Genomic DNA, 26,872 nt, shown 5'->3' with positions numbered 1-26,872 from the left:
AAGGTCGCCCATCACCACAATCTGGCCGGGCATGACCACGATATTGAGGAGATGCGCATTGAGCGTATCGAACTTTGCATTACCGCCGACGCGGTTTTTCAGTGTGGCGTAGGATTGCATCTGTTCGTTGATGAAGACGTACGGCTTGGTCATGTCCGGCGCCTCAACTGAAGCGCTTGTTGGCGATGCGGTCCCAGCCGCCGGAGACATTGCCTGCTGCGCCGCCGTCGCTGCGTTTCTGTTGGGTGTAGACAATGTTGATCCGGCCGAAGTTGATCTGCACTTCTTCCAGCGGCTCGCCGCTTTCGCCGTTTTGCGAAAAGTCCGAGATGATGACTTCCTCAAGGCGCACTTCGTAGTATTTGAGCTTTTCGCCACCGGCGCGATACAAACACAGGGTCAGTTCTTTAATGTGCTCGCCAGAGCAACTGGCTTCGAAGAGCCGGGCGCTGGATTTGTCCAGGCGCTTGGTGAAGCTGAAGTCCGTCAGGCTGGCCCGCCCCGAGCCCGCGCCGCCGTTCGAACTGGCGCTCGCCGAGGTGCTCTGGTTAACGCCGAAGTTATAGGCAACGATCTCGATCCAGTCTTTATGCCGCTGATCCAGTGACTCGCCTGCAATGCCGTCCAGTTTGATAAATCCGTCAAACGCCATGTCGCCGATTCCTTTCTGAGTGAAGTTCTCAAGGATAGGGGCAGGCCAACGGAAGGGGTAAGGTGTGCGAGGAGGCGGGTTTTGCAGTTTCAGAACAGTCCTACGCGGGGGATGAGGGCTGTCTTACGGAATGTTCCGGGAGCGATTTCCCGCGGTCTGCTGCCTGGCAGCAGCAAACCGGATAGTGAGTCACTTCAGCCAAGCCGGCGTCATCGGGTTAATGGCCGGGCTTCGCTGATCTTGGGGCAAGTCACGCGCTTGGGCAGTGCTCAGCGGCGAAACGTTACTGACGCATCCCGCGCCCGCTGACCAACAACCGCGCGCAGCCCAGATACAGGACGATAGTGGCCACGACCATGAAGGCCAGCGCAATGCTGATCTTGATGTCGGACACCCCGAGGATGCCGAAGCGGAAGGCGTTGACCATGTGCAGCACCGGGTTGGCGAGCGATACGGTCTGCCAGAACGGCGGCAGCAGGTTGATCGAGTAAAACACACCGCCCAGGTAGGTCAGCGGCGTCAGCACGAACGTCGGGATGATCGAGATATCGTCGAAGTTGCGCGCAAAGACGGCGTTGATGAAGCCCAGCAGCGAGAAGATCGTTGCCGTCAGCACCACGACCACCACGGTGACGCCCAGGTGATGAACCTGCAGATCGGTGAAGAACATCGACAGGATCGTCACGATCACGCCCACCGCCAGCCCGCGCAGCACGCCGCCGATGGTGTAGCCGATCAGGATCGTGTGCGGCGACACCGGCGACACCATCAGCTCCTCTACCGAACGCTGGAACTTCGCGCCGAAAAAGCTCGAGACCACGTTGCCGTAAGAGTTGGTGATCACTGACATCATGATCAGGCCCGGGACGATGTACTGCATGTACGTGAAGCCGCCCATGTCACCGATCTGCCGGCCGATCAGGTTACCGAAGATGACAAAGTACAGGACCATGGTGATCGCGGGCGGCAGCAGCGTTTGCGGCCAGATGCGCATGAAGCGACGCACTTCGCGATAGACGATGGTGTTCATGGCAATCAGGTTGGGGCGCAGCTCCGAACTCATACCGCCACCTTCGACAGGTTCTTTTCTACCAGGCCCACGAACAACTCCTCGAGGCGGTTGGTTTTATTGCGCAGGCTCAACACCTGAACGTTTTGCAGGGCCAGTTGACCGAACAGCGCGGTAATCCCCACGGTTTTGTCGACCTGCACTTCCAGCGTATGGCTGTCCACCAGCCGCGACGGGTATCCCGCCAGCTGCGGTGCGGTTTGCATCGGGTCCTTGAGGTCCAGCAGGAAGGTCTCGACGTGCAGCTTGTTGAGCAGCGTCTTCATGCCAGTGTTTTCGATGATCGTGCCGTGATCGATGATGCCGATGTTGCGGCACAACTGTTCAGCCTCTTCCAGATAATGCGTGGTGAGGATGATGGTGATGCCCTTCTCGTTCAGCTCGGTGAGGAATGTCCACATCGAACGACGCAGCTCGATGTCCACGCCGGCGGTGGGTTCGTCGAGGATCAGCAAGCGCGGTTCGTGAATCAGCGCACGGGCGATCATCAGACGACGCTTCATGCCGCCTGACAACGAGCGCGACGGCACATTGCGTTTGTCCCAGAGGCCCAACTGCGTGAGGTACTGCTCGGCGCGTTCTTTGGCGATCTTCGGCGGGATGCCGTAATAACCGGCCTGGGTCACGACGATGTCGAAAGTCTTTTCGAACTGGTTGAAGTTGAATTCCTGCGGCACCACGCCGATCGAGCGCTTGAGCTGCGCCGGATTGCGGTCCAGGTCATGACCGAAGATGTTGACCGTGCCGCCGGTCTTGTTGACCAGCGTCGAGATGATGCCGATGGTTGTGGATTTGCCGGCGCCATTGGGGCCGAGCAATGCGAAGAAATCACCCTCGGCGACGTCCAGGTCGATGCCCTTGAGGGCCTGGAAACCGTTGCCGTAGGTCTTGGTTAGCTGCCGGATGGACAGAGCTGAACTCATGACTGAAAACACACCGATAGAAAGGAAATAAGGAAAAACTCACGAATACAAAAGTTAAAACCGCCGCGCCCGCTGAGGGGTTGCATAGGCGGTGTCGGCAATGTTGCTTGCCGACACCCCGCAAGTACAGCGAGATATATTGATAGTACTTATCAACGCAACGCGGTCAGCTTCAAGTCAGCGCGGTCATGACCGCCTTGCGGTACGCCTCACGCTGCTGCAAACGCTCATACCAGGCTTTGAGATGAGGCAGCTCGATGCGTTCAATCGGCATCTCGAACCACGCATAAATAAAGCTGCCCAGCGGAATGTCGCCCATGCCGAACGCGCTGCCGGACAGGTAAGGCTGGGTCGCCAGGCATTTGTCGACGATGCGCAACATCCCTTCGATGGTGACCTTCGCGACGTTGATCTGCGCCCAGTCCTGCTGCTCGGCCGGTGTGCGCAGCACGCCCCAGAACACCGTCCGGAAAGGGCCGGCAAAGGTCGATGTGGTCCAATCCATCCACTTGTCCGCTTGCGCGCGCGCCTTGGGATCGGCTGGGTACAGCTCCGTCTGCGCACCGTACTGGGCGGCCAGGTAACGAACGATGGCGTTCGACTCCCACAGCACAAAGTCGCCATCCTCGATCATCGGCACCACGCCATTGGGATTCTTGCTCAGGTACTCAGGCTGATCGTTGACGCCGAACGCACCGCCTGCGTTGATCGACTCGTATTGCAGCCCCAGTTCCTCGGCGATCCACAACGCCTTGCGCACGTTGGATGAGTTCTTGCGGCCCCAGATCTTCAGCATGTTTTTTATTCTCCCGCGCTGGAAAACAGCAATGAGTGGCAATACCGGCGGGCGACAGTCTAAACCATCAACGCAGGGGAACGCTGATTTCAAAGCAGCCGCATCGCCTGTGGGAACGAGCCAGTCGCTTCACCGCGTCCGACGGTTGCACCGCTGCCCGATGCGGGTGTTCGAGCCACACCCTCGCCTGCATCGGCCAGCCCTCGAACTCCCATGACAGCACGGGGTCACTATCGATGCGCGGGCCAGAGCGGCCGACTGCGTTGCCGATGGCGCTCGAAGCGCCATCATCAAGGAGGGCTGTTTATGCTGTTGTTGTGGATCGTTGTTCTGGTGATCGGCGTGGCGCTGTTGGCGCATCGACGTGTCGCTCCCTTCCCCGCGCTGGCTATCGTCGCGGTTTACCTGCTGGCGATGGGCGCCTTCAGCCATGCCCATGGATGGATGATCATTCCCTGGCTGCTGTGGCTGGCCGTCGCGCTGCCGCTCGCTCTGCCGGACCTGCGCCGCAAGCATTTCAGCGCGCCGATGTTCGCCTGGTTTCAGAAAGTGTTGCCGCCGATGTCCGAAACCGAGCGCGACGCGATCGATGCGGGCACGGTCTGGTGGGATGGTGAGCTGTTCAGCGGCCGTCCGGACTGGGACACGCTGCTCAGCTACCCGAAATCCCGCCTGACCGAAGAAGAACAAGCGTTCATCGATGGCCCCACCGAGGAGCTGTGCGCGATGGTCAGCGACTGGGAAATCGGTCAGGCCATGGACTTGCCCGCCGCAGCCTGGGCGCACATCAAGGCACACGGATTCTTCGCCCTTATCATCCCGAAAGAGTACGGTGGCAAAGGCTTCTCGGCCTACGCCCACTCGCAGGTGGCGATGAAACTGGCGACCCGCAGTGGCGACCTGGCCTCGACCGTCATGGTGCCCAACTCGTTGGGCCCAGCCGAGTTGCTGGTGCATTACGGCACTGACGAACAGCGCAACCACTACCTGCCTCGCCTGGCGCGCGGCGAAGACATTCCGTGTTTCGCCCTCACCGGCCCATTGGCAGGTTCGGACGCGGGGGCGATGCCTGACACCGGCATCATCTGCAAGGGTCAGTGGCAAGGCGAGGAAGTCATCGGCCTGCGTCTGAACTGGGAGAAGCGCTACATCACGCTCGGCCCGGTCGCCACGCTGCTCGGCCTTGCGTTCAAGGCGTACGACCCTGAGCATCTGTTGGGCGAGGAAGAAGACCTGGGCATCAGTCTGGCGTTGATTCCCACCGACACACCGGGTGTGGAAATCGGTCGCCGCCACTTGCCGCTTGGCGCCGCTTTCATGAACGGCCCCAATTCGGGCAAGGACGTGTTCATTCCGCTGGAATACCTGATCGGTGGGCAGGCCATGCTCGGCAAGGGCTGGATGATGCTGATGAATTGCCTGTCAGTGGGACGCTCGATCTCCCTGCCGGCGGTTGGCACCGGTGCCGCCAAATTCACCAGCCTGGTGACCGGTCAGTACACGCAGATCCGTCAGCAGTTCAATGTGCCGCTGGCAGCCTTCGAGGGCATCCAGGAGTCGCTGGCTCGCATCGGTGGCAACGCCTGGCTGATGGACAGCGCGCGCATGCTGACCGCCAACGCTGTGGACCTCGGGGAAAAACCGTCCGTGCTGTCGGCGATTCTCAAATACCACCTGACCGAACGCGGTCGCGAGTGCATCACCCACGCCATGGACGTGCATGGCGGCAAAGGCATCATCATGGGCCCGAACAACTATCTGGGCCGTTCGTGGCAAGGGGCGCCGATCTTCATCACCGTGGAAGGCGCCAACATTCTTTCGCGCAACCTGATGATCTTCGGCCAGGGCGCGATCCGTTGCCATCCGTTCGTGCTCAAGGAAATGGCCCTCGCCGGTCGTGAAGACCAAGACCGCGCGGTGGTTGAGTTCGACGGCCTGCTGCTGCAGCACATTGGTTTCGCCGTGCGTAATGCCGCCAGCACGCTGGTGCTCAATCTGGGTTTCGGCCACTTAGAACGCATGCCGGGGGACCGTCTGAGCCAGGGTTATTTCCGCGCACTCAACCGTCAGGCCGCGGCTTTCGCCATGCTCGCCGACCTGAGCATGATGCTGCTGGGTGGCGAGTTGAAGCGCCGCGAACGCCTGTCGGCGCGACTGGGGGATGTGCTCAGTCATCTGTATCTGGCGTCGGCGGCGCTCAAGCGCTTCCACGACCTGGAGTCTCCCGATGCACTGGTTCCTTTGTTCCGCTGGTCGATGGAGGAAGCGCTGGGTGAGTCGGAACGCGCACTCGATGAGCTTCTCAGCAACTTCCCGAACCGCGTGCTCGGAGCGATGTTGCGGGTCATCGTCTTCCCGTTCGGCCGGCGCCACAAGGGACCTTCGGACCTGCTCGACGCCGAAGTCGCCGACATTCTCGGCCGTGCCAAAGGGGATCCGGCGCTGGAGTCGTTGCTCGCCGGCTGCTACCGCCCGACCTCGGCAGACGACCCGGTCGGCGCGTTGCAACACGCGAGCGACCTGCTCGGTGCCGCGAAAAGCCTGCACGGCAAACTGCACCACGGCGTGAAAAGTGGTCAGGTCAAAGCGGCGGGCGGCGAGCCTGTGATCGACGCGGCGTTGAATGCCGGCGTGCTGCAGGCCGCCGAGGCGCAGAAGCTGCACGAGGCGGAAGCGGCACGGCGCAAGGTGATCGACGTGGATGACTTCGACAAGGAAGAGCTGACGGCGAGCGAAGGAAAGATCCGCTGAGCCTGTCTGTTCTTTGAATGGTAAGAAGGCGCTTCCCGAGGGGAAGCGCCTTTTTTAATGCCCGCCACCGGGTCCGGCCTTGGCGGTAAACGGTGGCTTGGCCAGCCAGATGATCAGAATCAGCGTCAGGAATATCCAGCCCATCATGTAGAAGTAGTCCACGGTGGACATCATGTACGCCTGGCTGGTGACCATGCTGTCGAGCTGCGCGTAGGCCTGATTGCTCGCCCCGCCCAACGTCTCCAGCGCATGGCGCGTCGTCGGCTCGTAGTTGTTGACGTTCTCGCTGAGGTACGCGTGGTGCTGGTTGGCCCGGCGGATCCAGATCCAGGTCGTCAAAGACGCCGCGAAACTGCCGCCCAGGTTACGCAAGAACGTCGCCAGCCCCGAGCCGTCGGCAATCTGTGACGGCGGCAGGTCCGACAGCAGAATGCTCAGCGTCGGCATGAAAAACAGCGCAATGCCCGCCCCCATGAACAGCTGCACCAGCGCGATGTGGGTGAAGTCGACCTGGCTGGTGAAGTCCGCGCGCATGAAGCAGCTCATGCCGATGCCCAGAAACGCCAGCCCTGCCAGCAGGCGCAGGTCGAACTTGTGCGCATATCGACCCACGAACGGCGAGGCCAGCACCGGCAGCACGCCGATCGGCGCCACGGCCAGCCCCGCGTAGGTGGGCGTGTAACCCATTTGCGTCTGCAACCACTGTGGCAGGATCAGGTTGATGCCGAAGAACCCTGCATAGCCGAATACCAGACAGATCGTCCCTACCCGGAAATTTCGATACGAAAACAGGCGCAGGTTGACCACCGGATGGTCATCGGTCATTTCCCAGATCACGAACGCCGCCAGGCCAATCGCCGAAATGACCGTGCCGATGACGATGAAATTCGACTCGAACCAGTCCAGGTCATTGCCCTTGTCGAGCACGATCTGCAGGGCGCCCACACCAATGATCAGGGTGATGAGGCCCACATAATCCATCGGCTGACGACTGGTCTTGACCGGGCGCGCGGCCATTTGTGTGCGCACCACAAACGCGGCGAACAAACCGATCGGCACGTTGATGAAGAAGATCCACGGCCAGGTGTAACTGTCGGTGATCCAGCCACCGAGGATCGGCCCGGCAATCGGCGCGACCACCGTCACCATCGCCAGCAGTGCCAGTGCCATCCCCCGTTTCGCGGGCGGATAGACCGCGATCAGCAGCGTCTGCGTCATCGGATAAAGCGGCCCGGCGACGACGCCCTGTACGACCCGAAAACCCACCAGTTCAGGCATCGAGGTGGAAATTCCGCAGAGAAACGAGGCCGTCACAAAAAGCAGCGTGGCCCAGATGAACAGCTTCACTTCACCAAAACGCCGACTGAGCCAGCCGGTCAGCGGCAGGGCAATCGCGTTACTGACCGCGAAAGAGGTGATCACCCACGTGCCCTGCTCCGAACTGACCCCGAGGTTGCCGGAAATCGTCGGCAGCGCGACGTTGGCAATCGTGGTGTCGAGCACCTGCATGAAGGTCGCCAGCGACAGGCCTATCGTCGTCAACAACAGGCTTGGCGGCGTAAAAGAAGCGGGAGCGTTGTTACTCATCGCACATCCTTTGACACTCAAATGTCGCTCCGGCCAAGGCCGGAGCTGTAGGTCAGCGCTGGGCAGTCTTGCCGGGAGCCGAAGCGCTGTTTTCGTGGATCAGGCGCGCGATCAGCGTGTCGGCATCAGCCAGTTGCTTGACGTAGACGTCTGTGGTGAACGACGCCTGCTTGGGCGGCTGCTGCGCCAGGACCGGGCCGCTCTGGTCGTGCAGGTTCACATCGACGACCGTCGACAGGCCGATGCGCAAAGGATGCTGCGCCAGCTCGTCGGGATTGATGTGAATCCGCACCGGGACGCGCTGCACGATCTTGATCCAGTTGCCGGTGGCGTTCTGCGCGGGCAGCAGCGCGAATGCGCTACCGGTGCCGGCACCGACGCTGTCCACCGTGCCGCTGTACTTGACGTCACTGCCGTACAGGTCAGCTTCGATGTCCACAGGCTGGCCAATGCGCATCTGGCCCAGTTGGGTTTCCTTGAAGTTGGCGTCGATCCACAGCTGGTTCAGCGGAATCACCGCCATCAGCGCCGTGCCCGGCTGAACCCGCTGCCCCAACTGCACGGTACGTTTGGCGACATAACCGGTGACCGGCGCAATCAACGTACTGCGCGCGCTGTTCAGGTAGGCCTGACGCAGCTGAGCGGCGGCAGCCTTGACGTCCGGGTGCGACGAAACCTGCGTGTCGTCGACCAGCGCGGTGCTGGTCGCCAGCTGCTGCTGGATGTTGTTGAGGGCGTTCTGCGCACTGGTCAGGTCGTCTTTGGCGTGGGACAGCTCTTCCTGGGAAATCGCTCCGCCGGCGGCCAGATTGCGCCGGCGGCTATAGTTGTCCTGAGCCTTCTGGACTTCGGCGCGCTGCGCGGCCAGCTGGGCTTTCATGCCGTCCACGTTGCTGTACAAGCCACGGACCTGACGAACCACTTTACCCAGATTGGCCTCGGCGCTTTGCAGCGCGACTTCCGCGTCGTTCGGGTCGAACTGAACCAGAACCTGCCCTTCGCGGACCAGATCACCATCATCGGCGCCGATGCTCACGACGGTGCCGGTGACCTGCGGCGTGATCTCGACCACGTTGCCGTTGACATAGGCGTCATCGGTGCTCTCGTACCAGCGGCCGTACATCTCGTACCAGCCCCAGACGCCAAGACCGGCCAGCACCACAACCACCGCAAGGCCCACCAGCAGCCATTTGCGCTTGCGGGGATTACGGGCCGGCTGGCCTTGTTTGTTACCGGAGTCCTGCGAGTCCTTTGCGGCGTTCTGGGCATTCTGGGCATTCTGGCCCTGAGCGTCCTTTTGTTCGTTTGCAGCGTTGTTGTCGTTATCGGCAGTGGCCATGACGAGTACCTTAATGGGTCAGCGAAGCAGTTGACGGGACAGCCGGGGCGGCGTTTTCGCCGGGTGTGCTTTCTTCGAAGCCTCCCCCCAGGGCCTGCATCAACTGGATCGAGAGATCGATTCGTTCCGCGTTGAGATCAGCCAGTTGGCGCTGCGACTGCAGCAGTTGTTGCTCGACGCTCAGCACATCCAGGTAGTTGCCGATGCCGGACGAATAGCGCTGGGTGGCGGTGTTGAAGGACTTCTGAATAACGTCTGTCGCCTGCTGACGCGCGTCGATCTGCGCACCGATCGCGCGCAACTGGCCGATGTTGTCGCTGACATCGCCCAAGGCGCGCACCAGGCTCTTGTTGTACTGCGCGACCGCGAGGTCGTAATCGGCATCGCGCGCATCAAGATCGGCGCGTCGACGGCCGCCGTCGAAGATCGGCAGTGAAACCGTCGGCGCGACATTGAAGAAGCGACTGGCCGAGCCGAACATCGCATCGCCCAATAGCGACTCCACGCCTGCCGACGCGCTCAGATTGAGGTTCGGGTAGAAGTTGGTCTTGCTGGCAACGATGTCCTTGCTCGCCGCCTCGACCCGCCAGCGCGCCGCCACCAGATCAGGACGACGACCCAACAGCTCGGCCGGCACCACCGATGGCAACGCCACCACAGCGGGCTTCAGAACATTGGGCCGAACGAGCTCTTCGCCGCGATCCGGGCCTTTGCCCATCAACACGGCTAACGCGATCTTCGCCGAGCGCAGGCGTTTTTCCGCATCGACCAGCGCCTCGCGGGAGCCGGCTTCCAGGCTTTCGGTCTGCTGATACTGGTATTCGCTGTCGATCCCGGACCTGAAGCGCCGTGCGCCCAGTTCCAGCAACTGGCGAGTGCGCTTGAGGTCTTCGGCCGCCAGATCGCGCACCACGTAGGCCTGCCCCAGATCGCTGTAGGCGCGGGCGACGTCGGCGGCGAGCGTCAATTGCGCCGCGCGCTGGTCGACTTCGCTGGCGCGGGCCTGGCCAAGGGCCGCTTCCCACGCGGCACGCTGTCCGCCCCACAGGTCGAAGTTGTAATTGAAGTTCGCGCTCAGGCTGCGCAAGGTGCTGTAACGGCTGCCTTGCCCCAACGGGTCCTGATCACGGGCCAGACGCGAGCGGCTCACACTGGCGTCGGCATCGACTGTCGGCATCCGGTCAGCGTCGGCGGCGTAAGCGGCGGCACTGGCTTGATGGCTGCGTGCAGACGCGATCTGCATGTCAGGGCTGTCACGCAAGGCCTCGGTGATCAGGCCGTTGAGTTGCGGGTCGCCCAGGCTGGTCCACCAATCCGGCCGAGGCCAGGCCGCGGCGGACAGATTGACGCCCTTGAGGCTTTGTCCGGCCTGCAACGTGTTGGCGTCCAGACCCACGCCTTCAGTGTCCAGGCCTCTGGAACTGGCGCAACCGGCCAGCACCATCGCCCCGAAAATCAGGCTCAGAGAAGTGCGCAAGGCAGCGCCCTGTTTGCGTTGAATGTTCATCGTTCGGCAATCCTGGCGAGCGTGATGGGATCGGCCGAGGCAACCAGAATCTTGGTGAGGATCTTTTCCAGCATGGCCAGTTCGCTGTCGTCCAGCACGCCGACCATCTCGTTCATTGCCTGGGCGCCAATCTGCGGGAGCAGATCGGACAGCGCCTTGCCGCCCTCGGTCAGCACCAGGCGGATCTGCCGACGATCCACTTCCGAACGCGTGCGGGCGAGCAGGTCTTTCTGCTCCAGACGGTCCAGCATGCGGGTCATCGAACCACTGTCCAGCGAGAGCATGCGGCATAGATCCGCAGGCGCTTCGGCACCGAATCTGGCGATCATGATCAACACCTTGAACTGCTGGGCAGTGACGCCCTGCGGCTCGAGGTGTTTGTCGAGGATGCGGTTTTTCAGTTGTTCAGTACGGCCCAGAAGCATGCCCAGCAGGCTGTCCTGGAAATTTTCAGGAGTGAAGTGCGCCATTGATAGTCACCAATTATCTGCCTAGGCAGTAAGTGGATGAAAATATAACTGCCTAGGCAGCTAACACACAATGAAACATTTTTTAGGATGCGAAGTTTCAGACAGGCGTGCTTGTCGCATACAGGTCCGAGGGATGTCGCCAGTCAGCTGGCGCAGGCGAATGGCGGACAGGCGTCCGAGACGCCTGACCCGAGAGAAGGGTTTAAAACGCTGGCACGCCGCTATGGAAGCGGAAGTCTTCATCCGGGCTTTCGATGAGCTCGCGTTCGGCCAGGCGGATTTCCTCAATCTTGGCGTCCACGTCGGCTTCGTCACCATAGGTGTAGGCCAGCTTCAGATAGTCCTGAAAATGCCGCGCTTCGGACTTCAACAGGCTGACGTAGAACTTCGACAGGTCCGCATCCAGGTGCGGCACCAGCGCAGCAAACCGCTCGCACGACCGCGCCTCGACAATAGCCCCGACGATCAACGCGTCGGTCAGGCGATAGGGATTGTGGTTGCGCACCCGCTTGCGCAACGACCCGGCGTAACGCGCCGAACTGATGTTGGCCATCGGAATGCCACGCTTTTTGATAATGCCGATCACTTGTTCGAAATGACGCAGTTCTTCCCGGGCCAGGCGCGACATCTTCGCCAGCAGGTCGAACTTGTCGTTGTACTGGAACATGAACTGAAAGGCGGCGCCGGCAGCCTTCTTTTCGTTGTTTGCATGGTCGATCAACAGAATGTCGAGATTGAGCAGGGCCGCCTGAACCCAGCTGTCCGGGGTGGGGCAAAGCAGGAAAGCGTCGACTTCTGGATAAATCTGCATGAGTTCACAACTGGCTGGCTGGGCAAGGCGCAGCATTATACGGGGCCTGCCGGGCAGAACCAGCCTTGGACGCATCAAAAAACTGAACCTGATCAGCTCCCTGAGTGAGCGCAGGCATCTATAGTGAAATGGCAAGTGAAAAGAAAGAGTCACAGGCGCCGATGACCGCAGGTTTCGTGACGCCTTTCAGCGGAGATCAGCTCATGCAATCGATTCGCAGGATTCTCGTTGTCATCGAGCCCGACGCCGAAACCGATCAGGCTGAAAGTCTGGCCATCCGCAGGGCGTGCCTGCTCGCCAACGACACCGGAGCGAGCCTGCATCTGTTGGTATGTGACAAGAATTCCAGCCATACCGAGTTGCTGACGACGCTCAAGCACGACCTGCTCGCCGAGGACTTCAACGTCACCGCCCAGCAGGACTGGCATGAAAGTGTTCATCAGACCATCATCAAGGTGCAGCAGGCTGAAGGCTCGAATCTGGTCATCAAACAGCATATCCCCGACAGCCCCCTGAAGAAGGCGCTGTTAACGCCCGATGACTGGAAGCTGCTGCGCTACTGCCCGTGCCCGGTGTTGCTGGTGAAAACCGATCGGCCGTGGAAAGGTTCGGCGGTGCTGGCAGCGGTCGACGTGGGGAATCCGGATGGCGAGCACTGCGCCCTGCATCACACTATCGTTCAGTACGGCTATGCCCTGGCCCGCCTCACGGGCATCGACCTGCACGTCATCACCGCTCACCCCTCCCCCTTGTTGTCGGCCGCCGACCCGGTCTATCCGCTGTCAACGGAGGTCGAAGCGCAGTATCGCGAGCAGTGCCAGGCGTTCCAGGCCGAATTCAACGTCGACGACAGCCACCTGCATATCGCTCAAGGGCCAGCGGACGTCTTGATCCCTCACACGGCGCATCATCTCAAAGCCGCGGTGACCGTAATTGGTACGGTGGGCAGGACAGGCATTTCCGGCGCGTTGATCGGCAACACCGCGGAAGTGGTGCTCGACTCATTGGAAAGTGACGTGCTGGTGCTCAAAAGCGAGGAAACACTCAAGCATCTGAAGGAAGCTCTGGCTAACGGATGACCGGCTCTCAACTGGCGCAATCGCCGACAAGCACGCCCCGCAGTGTGTCTGGCGTAATCACACCCCGCCCATGGCGTCCTTCAGAAAGCCTGGCGCAATGTAGCGTTCGTAGTGCGCTTCGGAGAGCAGGAAAAATTCCCGATCAATGGCATCTCGCAATTCAGGCAGCGACCAGTCGCGGAATTCAGGCAGCAAGACCATGCCGTAGGCGTCCAGCTGGTTGATAACGCGCGCGCCGCGAGCGATCAACTGGTAGGCCCAGCAGTATTCGGACTGCTGCGGCACGAAGCGGATCTTGCGTTGTTCCAGCTGCAGGCGCAGCTTGTGTGGATCGAACACTTCGACTTTTGCCGCCATGACCTGCACCAGCAGTTGTTCCAGCCGTAACCACACTGCTCTCTTTTCATCTTCGTTGTAGCCATTCCAGTGAATGACCTCGTGATGAAAACGCTTGCAGCCGCGACACACCAGGTCGCCGTAGACGGTGGAACACAGCCCCACGCAGGGCGTTTTGATGATGTGGTTGGGCATGGCGGGAAGACACGGCGGCGGACAAAACGAGCCCGCATGTTAGCCCTTTGTCTAACGCGGTACACCCCTGAAGATGTAGGGGCTAACTTACCTTTAGTTTTTTTTTGCCGTAGAATCATCGGGCCTTTTAAGGCGCCAATGTCCGTTGGAAGCTGTTTTCAAAGCGTCACGAGCACAGTCAGGGCTTTCCTTGAAAGCCTACCCCGCAGACGGTTCCACGACGCAGGCTCGCCTGCGTCCCCTCCGCCGAACCGCTCATGCAGGCGTAAAACTTTGAAAACAGCTTCTGTTGGAAATCGTCAGCTTCCTGCCAAGAAACTCAAAAAGTTTTGACATGCACGGTCGCGGACCTTTTCCGGATGAGCGTCCCGGACACCCATTTGGGACCACTGATGAGGGTAATACTGTGCTTGAAGCCTACCGTAAACACATCGAAGAGCGTGCCGCCCAGGGTATCGTGCCCCAGCCGCTTAACGCCGAACAAACCGCAGGCCTGGTCGAGCTGCTGAAAAACCCACCGGCTGGCGAAGAAGCTGTCCTGCTTGACCTGATCACCAATCGCGTTCCACCTGGAGTTGACGAAGCTGCCTACGTCAAAGCCGGTTTCCTCTCCGCTCTGGCCAAGGGCGAAGTCACCTCCCCTCTGCTGGACAAGAAGCGCGCCGTCGAACTGCTCGGCACCATGCAGGGCGGCTACAACATCGTCACCATGGTCGACCTGCTGGACCACGCCGAGCTTGCGCCGGTCGCCGCTGAGCAACTGAAGCACACCCTGCTGATGTTCGACGCCTTCCATGACGTCGCGGAAAAAGCCAAGAACGGCAACGCACACGCCCAAGCCGTGCTGCAGTCCTGGGCTGACGGCGAGTGGTTCCAGAAGCGCCCGACCCTGGCCGAGAAAATCAGCCTGCGCGTCTTCAAGGTCACCGGCGAAACCAACACCGACGACCTGTCGCCTGCTCCCGACGCCTGGTCGCGCCCGGACATCCCGCTGCACGCCCTGGCCATGCTGAAAATGGCCCGCGACGGCATCGTGCCTGACGTGCAAGGCTCCATCGGCCCGATGAAGCAGATCGAAGAAATGCGCGGTCAGGGTTTCCCTATCGCCTACGTCGGTGACGTGGTCGGTACTGGTTCGTCGCGTAAATCGGCGACCAACTCGGTGCTGTGGTTCTTCGGCGATGACGTTCCTTACGTCCCGAACAAGCGCGCCGGCGGCTTCTGCTTCGGCAGCAAGATCGCTCCGATCTTCTACAACACCATGGAAGATGCGGGCGCACTGCCTATCGAATTCGATGTGTCGAGCATCAACATGGGCGACGTCATCGACGTCTATCCATACGCGGGTAAGGTCTGCAAGCACGACAGCGACGAAGTCATCACCACGTTCGAACTGAAGACGCCAGTGTTGCTGGACGAAGTTCGCGCAGGCGGCCGTATTCCGTTGATCATCGGTCGTGGTCTGACTGGCAAGGCGCGCGCCGAGCTGGGCTTGCCGCCTTCGACCCTGTTCAAGCTGCCTGAAGTCCCTGCCGCCAGCACCAAAGGTTTCACCCTGGCGCAGAAGATGGTCGGCAAGGCCTGTGGCACCGACGGCATCCGTCCGGGCACTTACTGCGAACCGAAGATGACCACCGTCGGCTCTCAGGACACCACAGGTCCGATGACCCGTGACGAACTGAAAGACCTCGCGTGCCTGGGCTTCTCCACCGATCTGGTGATGCAGTCCTTCTGCCACACCGCCGCGTATCCAAAGCCGATCGACGTCAAGACCCACCACACGCTGCCTGACTTCATCATGACCCGTGGCGGCGTATCGCTGCGTCCGGGCGACGGCATCATCCACAGCTGGCTGAACCGCATGCTGCTGCCGGACACCGTCGGCACCGGTGGCGACTCGCACACCCGCTTCCCGATCGGTATTTCGTTCCCGGCCGGTTCCGGTCTGGTCGCCTTCGCCGCTGCCACTGGCGTCATGCCGCTGGACATGCCGGAGTCGATCCTGGTTCGCTTCAAAGGCAAGCTGCAACCGGGCGTCACCCTGCGCGACCTGGTTCACGCGATCCCTTACTACGCGATTCAGAAAGGCCTGCTGACTGTCGAGAAGAAAGGCAAGAAAAACGCCTTCTCGGGTCGCATCCTGGAGATCGAAGGTCTGGAAACCCTGACCGTCGAGCAAGCATTCGAACTGTCTGACGCATCGGCCGAGCGTTCCGCTGCCGGTTGCACCATCAAGCTGTCGAAAGAGTCGATCGCCGAGTACCTGAAGTCGAACATCACCCTGCTGCGCTGGATGATCGGCGAAGGCTACGGCGACCCACGTACGCTGGAGCGTCGTGCTCAGGCGATGGAAGCCTGGGTTGCCAACCCTGAGCTGCTGGAAGCCGATGCTGACGCTGAATACGCCGAAGTCATCGAAATCGATCTGGCCGACGTCAAGGAGCCTGTGCTCTGCGCGCCGAACGACCCGGACGACGCCCGTCTGCTGTCCAGCGTCGCTGGCGAGAAGATTGATGAAGTGTTCATCGGTTCGTGCATGACCAACATCGGCCACTTCCGCGCTGCGGGCAAGTTGCTGGATCAGGTCAAGGGCCAGTTGCCAACGCGTCTGTGGCTGTCGCCTCCGACCAAGATGGACGCCCATCAGCTGACCGAAGAAGGCTACTACGGCATCTACGGCAAAGCCGGTGCGCGCATGGAAATGCCGGGCTGCTCGCTGTGCATGGGTAACCAGGCACGCGTCGAGCCGAACTCCACTGTGGTCTCGACATCGACCCGTAACTTCCCGAACCGTCTGGGCGATGGCGCGAACGTTTACCTGGCCTCGGCTGAGCTGGCGTCCGTTGCATCGATCCTGGGTCGCCTGCCGACCGTCGAGGAATACATGGAATACGCGGGCAAGATCGACAGCATGGCAGCCGATGTCTATCGCTACCTGAGCTTCGACCAGATCGCCGAATTCCGTGAAATCGCAGCCAACGCCAACATCCCGGTCGTTCAAGCGTAAGCACGTAATACCGCGTTGAAAAAGCCCCGCTTCGGCGGGGTTTTTTTATGGCTAGAATTTTGAAGCTGACATGGAGAAAAAAGGCTTGGCCTCATGACCTATTGCTGTAGAACACGTCATGAACGCAAAATAAGCTAGAGGCTGGCGGAGAAGAAATTGACCAGATAAGTTTCGAAAAACACTTTAGTGCTCCTCAGGCTCTCCATCGATATAGGTGCTACAGCGTTGAAAATTAAAGCTTGCGACTGTAGCCTCAAATGCCCACTCAGCCCCGCTAGCGGCAATACGAATATCCTGCCCCTCTTTTGAGAAATCAAAAACAGCATAATCAGCATTTATCCAGTTTTCGATGCTGACATTTCTTACCCCACATCCTAAAAGCTCGATAACAATTACGTCATAATGCTTACCGTATATCCCCCATTTGGCTACCTCTATCGCAGGCCGTTGCCGAGTGTGAATATTCATACTAAATCTTCCTGCGCCCGCTAGGCCGAACTGCCCGAGATAAAGGGGCCCAGCAAGGCCATCCGGGAATAATTTTTTCAAAAACAGGTTGCCATCTATCATGTCTACTACATTCATGTTAAGCACCTAAAAATTATAATGCCCGTGGGTCCCAGGGACGTGCCCGGTCCAATCATCTCTCGCTGGCCGCACATTAAAGTGAGGCTCCGCGCCATGACCAGGCACAGCCTTCTTGTGACCCCAGCTGTGCTCCTGAATCAGCACAGCCTCGCCTCGGTCATTTATAAACCTGTATTGCCTAGTCTCTACAGGATATCCACCTTCAATGATTATTTTCTTATTCTCATCAAGCAAGTATGGTCTTGTGTATCCGGAAGGAGACTGCGTCATAGGTATGTCCGCGTCTCGCTTGGCCTGCCTGAACGCATCCCTTCGACTCTTCCCCTGATAGGAGGATTTCTTGTTGGGAGTACAACTCCACCCCCACGGATCTACCCACCCTACCGGATTCGGCGCGTATTGGTACAGGTTCAGTCCGCCCGCCAATCCGATCGGGTCCGGGGTTGTAAAGCGGCCTATATCCGGGTCGTAGAACCTGAAGGTGTTGTAGTGCAGTCCGGTTTCACGATCAAGGTATTGGCCCTGGAAACGCAGGTTCTGATTTTCGACGAAGTGGGCTTCGCGGGTTTCCCGGGCGGTGTTGCCCCAGACTCGGTAGCGTGCCTGCCACACAGGCTGGCCGTCGGCCTCGGTAAGTTGTTCCGGCAGGCCGTTAAGGTCGTTGTGGTAATAGCGGACGGTCTGGTGTTCGCCCCAGCCGTCGACGCGGGCCAAGGGCTCGTGGCTTCCATCGGCGTAGAGGTAAAGGGTCGGCAGGCTGTTTTGCGCTTCCTGCAGCAGGCGCATACCGTCCCACGTGAATCGGGTCTCGCTGAGCACATGACCGGCGGGATGGAGCAACGTTTTGCCGATGCGTCGGCCCAGTGGGTCGTAGGTCATGCGCACGACCTGACGGTCGGGGTTTCGCACTTCGATGAGGCGGCTTTCGGCGTCGTAGACGAACCGCTGCAGGCCGCGAGCGGCGCTGCGTTTCTCGATCAGGCGACCGAAGCTGTCGTATCGGTAGCGTTTGTCCTCGTAAGACACGAGCCGGTTGTGAGTGACCCGACCGTTGCGCGATGGCGGGCCGTCCATGAGGTTGGCCGCGGGGTCGTAGGCGAACTGCTCCAGCAGCCCGCTCTGGCTGTCCTGAGTGGAGAGGATCCGACCGCTGGCGTCGTACGCCAGCAGGGTGCGGTGTTGTTCATGGTGTAAGTGATCGACCCGGCCGGTCAGGTTGTCGATCAGGTCGTACTCGTAATCTTTCGAGCTGTCGGCTGGCAGCGGTCTGGGGCGGCTGATGTGCTGACGCGTGCGTGAGTGCAGCCGGCCGCTGCGATCGTAGGCGCTGCGCGTGTGGATCTGGCCTTGGGTTCGCATCACTTCGCGGTGCAGACGATCGCGCTCGAAGTCGCAGATGACCTCACCGTCCAGGTTGATCTGGTGCAGGTGACCGCTGCCGTAGAGCAGCCGATTTATCCAGCGCCCATCGGGTGTGCGGGTCTGGATCAGGTTGCCGAGTTCGTCGTACCGATGATGAAGCGTGCCAGTGGCGGTGGTTTCGCTGAGCAATTGACCCAGACCGTCGTAGCAGAACCCGACGCTTTGCCGATTGCCGTCCGGATCGGTGAAGCTGACTTCGACGAGATTGTCGAGCGCATCGTAGTCATACGCAGTGCGCCCATCGTCGGTCAGTGTGGCGACCAGCCGGCCAACAGCGTCTCGCTCCAGCACATGGACGATGGCTTCCTCGCCCGCTACCTGACCGATCCAGACCCGATTATCCAGTGAGTCGTAGCGGTAGTGGCGCTGGCCACCATCCAGGTTCTGCCAGGACGAAAGTCGGTCACCGGCGTCCCAGCCAAAGCGGTAGGTTTCGCCGTTCTCGTTGATCAGGGCATCCAGCCGGCCGTAAGCGTCGTAGCGATAGTCGACCGCTCGTTCATGAGGATCCAGACGTCTTAGCAGCTGACCCCGCCGGTTGTACTGGTATCGCGTGAGGTCCCCGGCGGCGTTGACGTAGCCGGTGAGCAAACCGCTGTCGTCTCGCAGGAAACGCTCGATGCGCCCGACCGGCGACTCGCGTTGCAGCAAACGTCCCTGAGCGTCATGGCAGTAATCAGTGGGCTCACCAAATGCGTCGGTAATGCGGTTCAGAAAGCCGAGCCGGTCGTATTGAAACTCGGTCGTGTACCCCGAGCAGTCAACGTAAGCGAGCAACTGCCCGAACGCGTTCCAGCGCAACTGCTTGCTCTTGCCGCTGGCATCGATGATTTCGACGACCCGGCCACCCTCGTCGAAACGGTAGCGAGTCACCTGACCCAACGGGTCAGCTTCATGGGTGCGATTGCCGCGCGCATCGTAGCGGTAGTGCCAGTGATTGCCCGCCGCGTCGGTTTGCGCGCGGGGCAGCGACCAATGCTCCAGCCATAGCGTTGACTCGGCGCGCCCGAGCGGGTCTTTGGTCGAGCTCAGGTTGCCGGCTTCGTCATAGCCGAATGTCCAGAGGCCAAGAGCAGGGTCGGTGGCGCTGATCAGCTGACGCTCATCGTTCCACACGAACTGCCACGTCTGGTCGAGGTTATCGGTGTACTCGGTGATCTGATGCTGACTGTTCCATCGGCGCACGCTGCGACGATTCAGGCCGTCAGTGACAACGGTGCTGCCCGCACTCAGGTCGTACGCGAAACGATATGCGTCGCCTTCATCGGTCCAGTGGTGAATCACCCGCCACTCGCGGGCATCAATCAGGGCCCAGTCATAGAAACAGCGCAGCCCGGAGGGCAACTGGTGCTCAACCATGTGGCGCCGGGCGTCATAGGCGAAACGCCGCTGAACCTTGTCCAGCGAATCGCGCACTTCGCGCAGATTGCCCTCTGCGTCATAGGCGTAGCGGACCAGAACCGCGCCAAGTCCGTCATCGAACAGCCGCTCGACGTGGGCGATCCGCCCCGGCCATTGCGCCGAGTACACCAACCTGATGCGGACGATATCGAGCGCGTCATGCAACTGCGCAAGGCGTCCCTGCGCGTCGTACACCATATGAATACGGTTGTCGTTGCGGTCTCCCAGTTGAGTGAGCCGTAAGCATGTCGGCGCGACGAGGTTCGGTTCGAACAGCCGGTACACCCCGTCCTCGCTCTCGATCAGCAGTCGTCCGTCGGCATGCCGCCTGACCGCCAGCCCCTCGCCCGGACTGAATACCGCGCTGCCGGGCGTGATTGCGCCCATGTCGATCCGCCGCGCCTGTTCGTCGACATAGATCAGCCGCTCGCCGCCCTCTGCGAGTGGCTCGACCTCTACACTCACCTCAAACGGCACACTCCACCCCGCACCCAACAGCCCGTGGCGACGCACATCCCGACTGCTGTAGAAGCGCTGCCACTGAATGGGCAACATGCCTGGCAGTAGGAAATCCAGTTCCTCAGGCCCGCCGAGCACCTTGGCGCCCGTTGCCGCATGCACCGGGTTCGGCGAACCGGAAACCGCTCTACTCAATGCCTCTGCGACCGCCCCCACGGCATAGGCGTTGGCGGTGCCAAGCAACAGACAGGGCAGACTGCTCACGAATGTCGCCGGGCCACCGCGCAGCATCATCAGCGTAGAAACGGTCAGGCCAACGCCTGGCGTCTTGCCACTGCGGATGGTGCGCACAACCGCCTTGCCGCCGCCGATGCGCACGTTCGGCGAAATTGACCCCGATGAAACCACTGTGGCTTCACAGGTGCTGCGATCGGCGCTGCGCACCGCGGGCTGGCCGTTGATGAACACCGAGCTCGAGCCCTCGGCCAGGTACTGCCCCGGCGTGCCGGGGTGTCTGTCGCAAAGGATCTGATCGTCAGGCAGTGGCGAGGCGGCAGGATCCGGCGTCGCCACGGTGGGTCGCCACAGATCGGAGAAAAAGCCTTTGGCCACGTCCAGAAAAGTGCCTTCCGGTGCCAGGTCTTCAGGCAGGTCGTCAGGAGCAGAGGCAGTGGCGCCGGCAGCCCGCGCGGCTGGCAGTCCGTTAATGAACACGTTGTGCGAGCCCGTTGAGATACGCGCACAGACGGTCGGCGGGAAAAGATCATTGGCCAGGTTTTCGCAAAACTCAGTCAGCTGGCTGTCTGCGCCAGTGAGGTGCATGCCAACCGTGACGGCGCCCCCGACGACCACACCCAGCACACAGGCGCCGAGGCCGGCTGTGGCGACGGTCACCCCCGCAGCGGCGACGATCGCCGCACTCACCAGAGCACCGACGCCCACCGTGGCGAACACCTCGAGCGCGCCACCGAACACGTCGGCCATCACTGAACTATGGGCAAGGGCGTCACCCTGACGGGCAGCCCAAAGGGCGTCAGACATTCCGTGTTCCGCGCTGAGAAAGCGCGAAATCTAGAGGCTAAAACCGCCGCTGTCTGAGCGCAGAAACACAAAATGAGAGCGCTGCAGACTTTTCCGAAAAGGACTACAACGCGCTGACTACAGGTCCTATCGGATGGGAGGAATCCCCTTACCTACAGCCTGTCGATGACCCTGCGAGGGCCCTCGTCGCCCCAAACAAAAAAGCCCCGCATCTCTCGATGCGGGGCTTTGGTAACGACTCGACCGAACTTACACCACGACGGTTTGCCCGCTCATGGCCAGGTCCAGCAGCTCACGGTTGGCAACGGCGTACATCGCGTAGTCGTTGCCACTGGCCGCACGCAACTCGACCAGCATCGCGCGCCAGCGCTCGACCATCGGCAGATGCTGCTCCAGCCAGAGGTTCAGACGCTCTTCCACGTCCGCAGGGCCGTTGGCCATTTGCAGAACGGACACCGTGATCGCTCGCTGTTGCCAGTCGATGTCATCACGGAAGGCCTCGCGTGCCAGCGCCTGCCAGTTGTTCTCCACCGGCAGGGCACTGATTTGCTGCAGGTACCAGGTCACGTCCAGCGAACTGCCCACCGCGAAGTACACCTTCGCGACATCGGCAGCGTTCTGGCCAGTGACATCCGACGCCTCGATGATCGGCAACAGCGTGTACAAGTGGGTCGTGCCCGCGACCATGCGCGCCAGCAGTTCCGGCACGCCCGCATCGACGTACTCCTTGTAACGTTCTTGCCAGACTTCGCGAGTCGGCCCTTCCAGCAGTTCGTCCAGTTTCAGTCCCAGTGCCGCGATATGCGGACCGAAATGCGCCACGTCGCGTGCCGCATCCAGTTCGTTTCGACGGCTGCGCAGGAACCAGCGGGTGGCGCGACGGCCCAGACGCATCAGCTCATCCATCAGTGCCAGCTGGATTTCAGCCGGAACCTTGTAGTCCAGCGCTTCGATCTGACGGAACCAGTGCGGCAGATGGAAAATGTCGCGCACGATCACATAAGCGCCGGCCACGTTGGCAGCGCTCATGCCGGTCGACTCCTTGAGCCGCTGCACGAACGTGATGCCCATGTGATTGACCAGATCGTTGGCGATCTGCGTGCTGACGATTTCGCGTTTCAGGCGATGGCGACGCATGGACTCGGAGAATTTCGCACCCAGTGACGGCGGGAATGCCGTCTCCATGTCACGCGCCAGATAGTCATCATCCGGCACACGGGATTCGAGCAACGCTTCCTTGAGGTCAATCTTGCTGTAGGAGATCAGTACCGACAGCTCCGCCCGGGTCAGGCCCTTCTTCTCGGCAATGCGTTCGGCCAACTGGTCTTCGGCAGGCAGGAATTCGATGGCCCGATCCAGCTTGCCACGCGACTCCAGATCGCTCATCAGGCGCTTGTATTCGGCTATGCGCTCATAGGCACGACGTGCCGCCAGCGACAGGGCCTGGGTCTGCTTGTAGTTGTTGCCAAGCACCAGATTGCCCACTTCATCGGTCATGCTTTCGAGCAGCAGATTGCGCTGTTTCTCGGTCATGTCACCGGCCTGCACCACTTCGTTGAGCAGGATCTTGATGTTCACTTCATGGTCGGAGCAGTCAACGCCGCCAGCGTTGTCGATGAAATCGGTGTTGGTTGCACCGCCCAGCAGACCGAATTCGACGCGACCCAGTTGGGTCATGCCCAGGTTGCCGCCCTCACCCACGACCTTGCAGCGCAACTGATTGCCGTTGACGCGCAGGGCGTCGTTGGCCTTGTCGCCGACGTCGGCGTGGCTTTCGGTACTGGCTTTGACGTAGGTGCCGATGCCGCCATTCCACAACAGGTCCACTGGCGCCATGAGCAATGCGTGCATCAGCTCGGTCGGGGTCAGCTTGTCTGCAGTGATGTCGAAACGCTCCTTCATCTGCGGCGTGATGGTGATGCTCTTCGCGCTGCGCGGGAAGATACCGCCACCTTCGGACATGATGCTGGTGTCGTAATCGGTCCACGCCGAACGTGGCAGGTCGAACAGACGCTGACGCTCGGCGAAGCTGCTTGCAGGCTCCGGGTTGGGGTCGATGAAGATGTGCAAGTGGTTGAACGCTGCCACCAGCTGCAACTTGTCGGACATCAACAGGCCGTTGCCGAACACGTCGCCCGCCATGTCGCCGACGCCGATCACGCTGATGCTGTCCTGCTGAACGTTGATGCCGCGTTCACGGAAGTGACGCTGCACCCCCACCCAGGCACCTTTGGCGGTAATACCCATCTTCTTGTGGTCGTAACCGGCAGAACCACCGGAAGCGAATGCATCACCCAACCAGAAGCCGTAATCGATGGCGATGCCGTTGGCGATGTCGGAGAAAGTCGCCGTTCCCTTGTCGGCCGCCACGACCAGATAGGGGTCGTCGTCGTCATGACGCACGACGTTGGCAGGTGGCACCAATGCGCCTTCTTTCAGGTTGTCGGTGATGTCGAGCAGACCGGAGATGAAGATGCGATAGCAGGCAATCGCCTCAGCCTGAATCTCATCGCGGGTGCCGGTGGTCGGCAGACGACGTGGCAGGAAGCCGCCTTTGGCGCCTACCGGCACGATGACCGAGTTTTTCACCTGCTGAGCCTTCACCAGACCCAGCACTTCGGTGCGGAAGTCTTCTTCGCGGTCGGACCAGCGCAGACCGCCACGCGCCACATTACCGAAGCGCAAATGGACGCCCTCGACCCGCGGCGAGTAGACGAAGATTTCGAATTTCGGCACCGGCTTGGGCAATTCAGGGATCAGACGCGGATTGAACTTGAAGCTGAAGTAGCTCTTGCTCTGACCATTGGCATCCGTCTGATAGAAGTTGGTGCGCATGGTCGCTTTGATGAGATCAAGGTAGCGACGCAGGATGCGGTCTTCGTTGAGCACCTGAACGCCATCAAGAGCCGTGAGGATCGCCTGTTCCAGGCGCTGCTGCATGTCGTCCAGATCACCGCCGGTCAGCTTGCGCGCCAGATAGAAGCGGGTCTTGAACAGACGCGTCAGCTCACGGGCGATGTCCGCATGGTTGTTCAGGGTGCTGGCGATGTAGCCCAGATCGAAGCCCAGACGAATCTGCTTCAGGTAGCGGGCATAGGCGCGCAGCAATGCGACGTCGCGCCACGGCAGGCCGGCGGTCAGCACCAGCCGGTTGAAGGCATCGTTCTCAGCCTCACCGCGGACGATGTGGACGAAGGCATCCTGCAAGGTGTCGTTGAGCTGTTGCAGGTCCAGCTTCAGACCTTCGCCATAGGTGAAGGCGAAATCGTGAATCCAGAACTCCCGACCGTTGGTGTGGCGCAGGCGGTAAGGGAATTCGCCCAGCACGCGCAGGCCCAGGTTTTCCAGAATCGGCAGCACGTCGGACAGTGCCAGCGGCGTGTCGGCGTGGTAGAGCTTGCAGTGCAGCTGCGCCTTGTCGCCGGACAGAGGCTGATAAAAGCTCATCACTAACGGATTGCTTTCGGACAGACTCAGCACATGCTGCATGTCCACAACGGCGGAATGTGCGGCGAAGCGCTCGCGATAACCTGCCGGAAAGCCCTTCGGGAAGTCGGCCAGGACATTGGTGCCCTGAGCCTCGCCGAAGCTCTCGACGATCAGGCTGGCGTAGTCGTCCTTCCAGGAACGGCAGGCCTGAATGACCTCGTTTTCCAGCTGCTGCGGATCAATGTCCAGCGTGACCTTCGGATCCACGCGCAGGATCAGCTGCACACGGGCCAGAACGGACTCGGAGAAGAAGGTCCAGAACTCACAATCGCTGGCTTTCAGGCGCTCCATCAGTACTTGCTGGATTTTCTGCCGCACTTCGGTCGAATACACATCGCGCGGCACATAGGCCAGGCAGTAGCAGAAACGCCCGTATGGATCTTTGCGCAGGAATACGCGGATCTTGTTGCGTTCCTGGATCTGCACGATGGACATGACTGTGGTGAACAGTTCGTCCACGGGCGTCTGGAACAGGTCGTCGCGCGGCAGGACTTCGACCACCTGAGCCAGCTCTTTGCCCAGGTGCGCCTTGGCATCGAAACCGGAACGACGCTCGACCTCGGCGACCTTTCGACGGATGTACGGGATGTTGCGTACGCTTTCACCATACACCGACGAGGTGTAAAGGCCCATGAAACGGCATTCCTTGATGACCTTGCCGTCGGCGTCGATCTGACGGATCGACACATAGTCCGGGTACGCCGGGCGGTGCACGCGGCTCGGGTGAGCGGCCTTGGCGAAAGACAGCAGCGTGGGCTCCTGCAGGTAGTTCACTGCATACCCTTCGATGTGCAGGTCTTCGGCAGTGAGGCCGGCGCGCAGCAGCTTGGTCAGGCCGAGGAACGAAGACTGATCGTAAGTGAGCTGGCCACCCTCGCCGTCGCCACTGACCGTGAATTCCTCATAGCCCAGGAAGGTGAAATGGTTGTTGACCAGCCATTCCAGGAACACCTTGACCTCGGATTTTTCGTCCGGATCGACGTTGTAGCTGATGCTGTCGATGCCGGCCAGCAGCTCATGCAACTTGGCCTTCATCGGCTCGAAATCTTCAACCGCAACACGCACTTCGCCCAGCACCTGCTCCAGCTCGCGGGCCAGCACATTCAATTCGGCTGCGTTGGCGCAACGGTCGATTTCCAGGTACATCAACGATTCTTGCAGAACGCCATCACCGCTGGTGCCCTTGGGCAGCAGCTCGACCAACTGGCCTTTTTCGTCACGGCGCACGCTCAGCACGGTGGTCTGCAGCGTATGGATGCTGTAGCCGCGACGGTTCAGCTCGGTGCGAACCGAATCCACCAGAAACGGCAGGTCATGATGCAGGACTTCAACGGCGGTGTGCGTCGACTGCCAGCCATGACGCTCGTAGTCAGGGTTATAGACCCGGACTTGCGGCGTGGCATGTTCGAAACGCTCGAGCAGGCGCCAGGCCGACAGGGTGCAGCCGGCGAGGTCGGAGAGCCTGCGCTGGGTCAGTTCGTCGAGGGAAATGATGCCGAAGAATTGATCGGCGAACAGCGCCACTTGTGGCAGTGCCTGTTCACTGATGTGCTGAGCCAGTGCCGCTCGCAGTTGATGCTGGAAGTCGGACTTGCTGGCTGCGGTGAAGAACGCCATCTGTGGTACTCCGCTTGGCTTGAGCTTTTATATAGGAGAGATGCGTGGTATCGGGGCCATCTGCCACGTTTGCGCCTGATCGATGATAGTCAGCAAAACGTGACAGCGAGCAGAGCGATTCGCTTTGCCTGAAGTACTAACGCCTGTCGTGTGTAAGTCGTCACATCGAATTGGCCCGGATGACGATCGACGCGGCGTCTGCCCAGGCAGGCTCGGCCACGCGTCCGTTCATCTGCTGCGCAGCTTAACGAGAGCGACCCCGCACCTGCTTGCGGTGCTGCGACATATTCGGACATCAGCCTGCTGCCGGTTGTTTCCCATGGCGCAAGAATG

General features: G+C 60.6%; 16 protein-coding genes. 3 read left to right on the top strand and 13 right to left on the bottom strand.

All coding sequences use genetic code 11. The annotated features are described in order from the left end of the window. Positions 1-163: 163 nt before the first annotated feature. From BMZ10_RS15940 to BMZ10_RS15925, 4 genes are all read right to left on the bottom strand, one after another. Positions 164-652, bottom strand: a complete 489-nt coding sequence (locus BMZ10_RS15940) for an Hcp family type VI secretion system effector (protein ID WP_093464123.1) — start codon at positions 650-652, stop codon at positions 164-166. 283 nt (positions 653-935) lie between these two features. Then, a complete protein-coding gene (locus tag BMZ10_RS15935; protein WP_093464120.1) occupies positions 936-1,715 on the bottom strand; it encodes an ABC transporter permease in 780 nt (259 codons plus the stop codon). Further along, positions 1,712-2,644, bottom strand: a complete 933-nt coding sequence (locus BMZ10_RS15930; protein ID WP_093464117.1) for an ABC transporter ATP-binding protein — start codon at positions 2,642-2,644, stop codon at positions 1,712-1,714. Before BMZ10_RS15930 ends, BMZ10_RS15935 begins: the two co-directional genes overlap by 4 nt. Positions 2,645-2,816: 172 nt before the next feature. Continuing rightward, complete coding sequence (locus BMZ10_RS15925) at positions 2,817-3,440, bottom strand: glutathione S-transferase family protein (protein ID WP_093464114.1); 624 nt, start codon at positions 3,438-3,440, stop codon at positions 2,817-2,819. Between the two features lie 306 nt (positions 3,441-3,746). Between BMZ10_RS15925 and BMZ10_RS15920 the strand changes: the two genes are divergently transcribed. Next, positions 3,747-6,191: an acyl-CoA dehydrogenase gene (locus BMZ10_RS15920; protein WP_093464111.1), complete on the top strand. Its 2,445-nt coding sequence runs from the start codon at positions 3,747-3,749 to the stop codon at positions 6,189-6,191. 54 nt (positions 6,192-6,245) lie between these two features. On the opposite strand, the gene BMZ10_RS15915 is transcribed toward BMZ10_RS15920, so the two are convergent. The 5 genes from BMZ10_RS15915 to BMZ10_RS15895 form a co-directional block, all read right to left on the bottom strand. After that, on the bottom strand, positions 6,246-7,844 hold the full coding sequence (locus BMZ10_RS15915) for a DHA2 family efflux MFS transporter permease subunit (RefSeq protein WP_256214517.1): 1,599 nt from the start codon (positions 7,842-7,844) through the stop codon (positions 6,246-6,248). Then, on the bottom strand, positions 7,831-9,117 hold the full coding sequence (locus BMZ10_RS15910; RefSeq protein ID WP_093464106.1) for an HlyD/EmrA/EmrK family protein: 1,287 nt from the start codon (positions 9,115-9,117) through the stop codon (positions 7,831-7,833). The genes BMZ10_RS15915 and BMZ10_RS15910 overlap by 14 nt, the downstream gene beginning before the upstream one ends. A gap of 10 nt (positions 9,118-9,127) precedes the next feature. Continuing rightward, positions 9,128-10,624 (bottom strand): efflux transporter outer membrane subunit, encoded by a 1,497-nt coding sequence (locus BMZ10_RS15905; protein ID WP_093464104.1) that lies wholly within the window; start codon positions 10,622-10,624, stop codon positions 9,128-9,130. Further along, positions 10,621-11,094, bottom strand: a complete 474-nt coding sequence (locus BMZ10_RS15900) for a MarR family winged helix-turn-helix transcriptional regulator (RefSeq protein WP_093464101.1) — start codon at positions 11,092-11,094, stop codon at positions 10,621-10,623. Before BMZ10_RS15900 ends, BMZ10_RS15905 begins: the two co-directional genes overlap by 4 nt. Before the next feature lie 202 nt (positions 11,095-11,296). Then, a complete protein-coding gene (locus tag BMZ10_RS15895) occupies positions 11,297-11,905 on the bottom strand; it encodes a MiaE family protein (protein WP_093464206.1) in 609 nt (202 codons plus the stop codon). Between the two features lie 203 nt (positions 11,906-12,108). On the opposite strand from BMZ10_RS15895, the gene BMZ10_RS15890 reads away from it, so the two are divergent. After that, on the top strand, positions 12,109-12,984 hold the full coding sequence (locus BMZ10_RS15890; protein WP_093464204.1) for a universal stress protein: 876 nt from the start codon (positions 12,109-12,111) through the stop codon (positions 12,982-12,984). Between the two features lie 57 nt (positions 12,985-13,041). Here the strand turns inward: BMZ10_RS15890 and BMZ10_RS15885 are convergent, their stop codons facing one another. Then, positions 13,042-13,515, bottom strand: a complete 474-nt coding sequence (locus tag BMZ10_RS15885) for a DUF1289 domain-containing protein (protein WP_093464099.1) — start codon at positions 13,513-13,515, stop codon at positions 13,042-13,044. Between the two features lie 406 nt (positions 13,516-13,921). Here BMZ10_RS15885 and acnB point away from each other — a divergent pair, with 406 nt between their 5' ends. Next, positions 13,922-16,522, top strand: coding sequence for a bifunctional aconitate hydratase 2/2-methylisocitrate dehydratase (acnB, locus tag BMZ10_RS15880; protein ID WP_093464096.1), 2,601 nt, complete (start codon positions 13,922-13,924; stop codon positions 16,520-16,522). Positions 16,523-16,705: 183 nt separating this feature from the next. Here the strand turns inward: acnB and BMZ10_RS15875 are convergent, their stop codons facing one another. From BMZ10_RS15875 to BMZ10_RS15865, 3 genes are all read right to left on the bottom strand, one after another. Further along, positions 16,706-17,107, bottom strand: a complete 402-nt coding sequence (locus tag BMZ10_RS15875; protein WP_143070296.1) for a hypothetical protein — start codon at positions 17,105-17,107, stop codon at positions 16,706-16,708. A gap of 9 nt (positions 17,108-17,116) precedes the next feature. Then, positions 17,117-21,433 (bottom strand): RHS repeat-associated core domain-containing protein, encoded by a 4,317-nt coding sequence (locus tag BMZ10_RS15870; RefSeq protein WP_093464090.1) that lies wholly within the window; start codon positions 21,431-21,433, stop codon positions 17,117-17,119. 249 nt (positions 21,434-21,682) lie between these two features. Then, entirely contained in the window at positions 21,683-26,539 is a 4,857-nt protein-coding gene (locus BMZ10_RS15865) for an NAD-glutamate dehydrogenase (protein ID WP_093464088.1), read from the bottom strand. Positions 26,540-26,872: the final 333 nt, after the last annotated feature.

Source organism: Pseudomonas sp. NFR16 (assembly GCF_900108875.1).
Classification (GTDB): Bacteria; Pseudomonadota; Gammaproteobacteria; order Pseudomonadales; family Pseudomonadaceae; genus Aquipseudomonas.
Note: the sequence above shows the minus strand (reverse complement) of the source record. Positions and strands in the feature narration are given on the sequence as shown.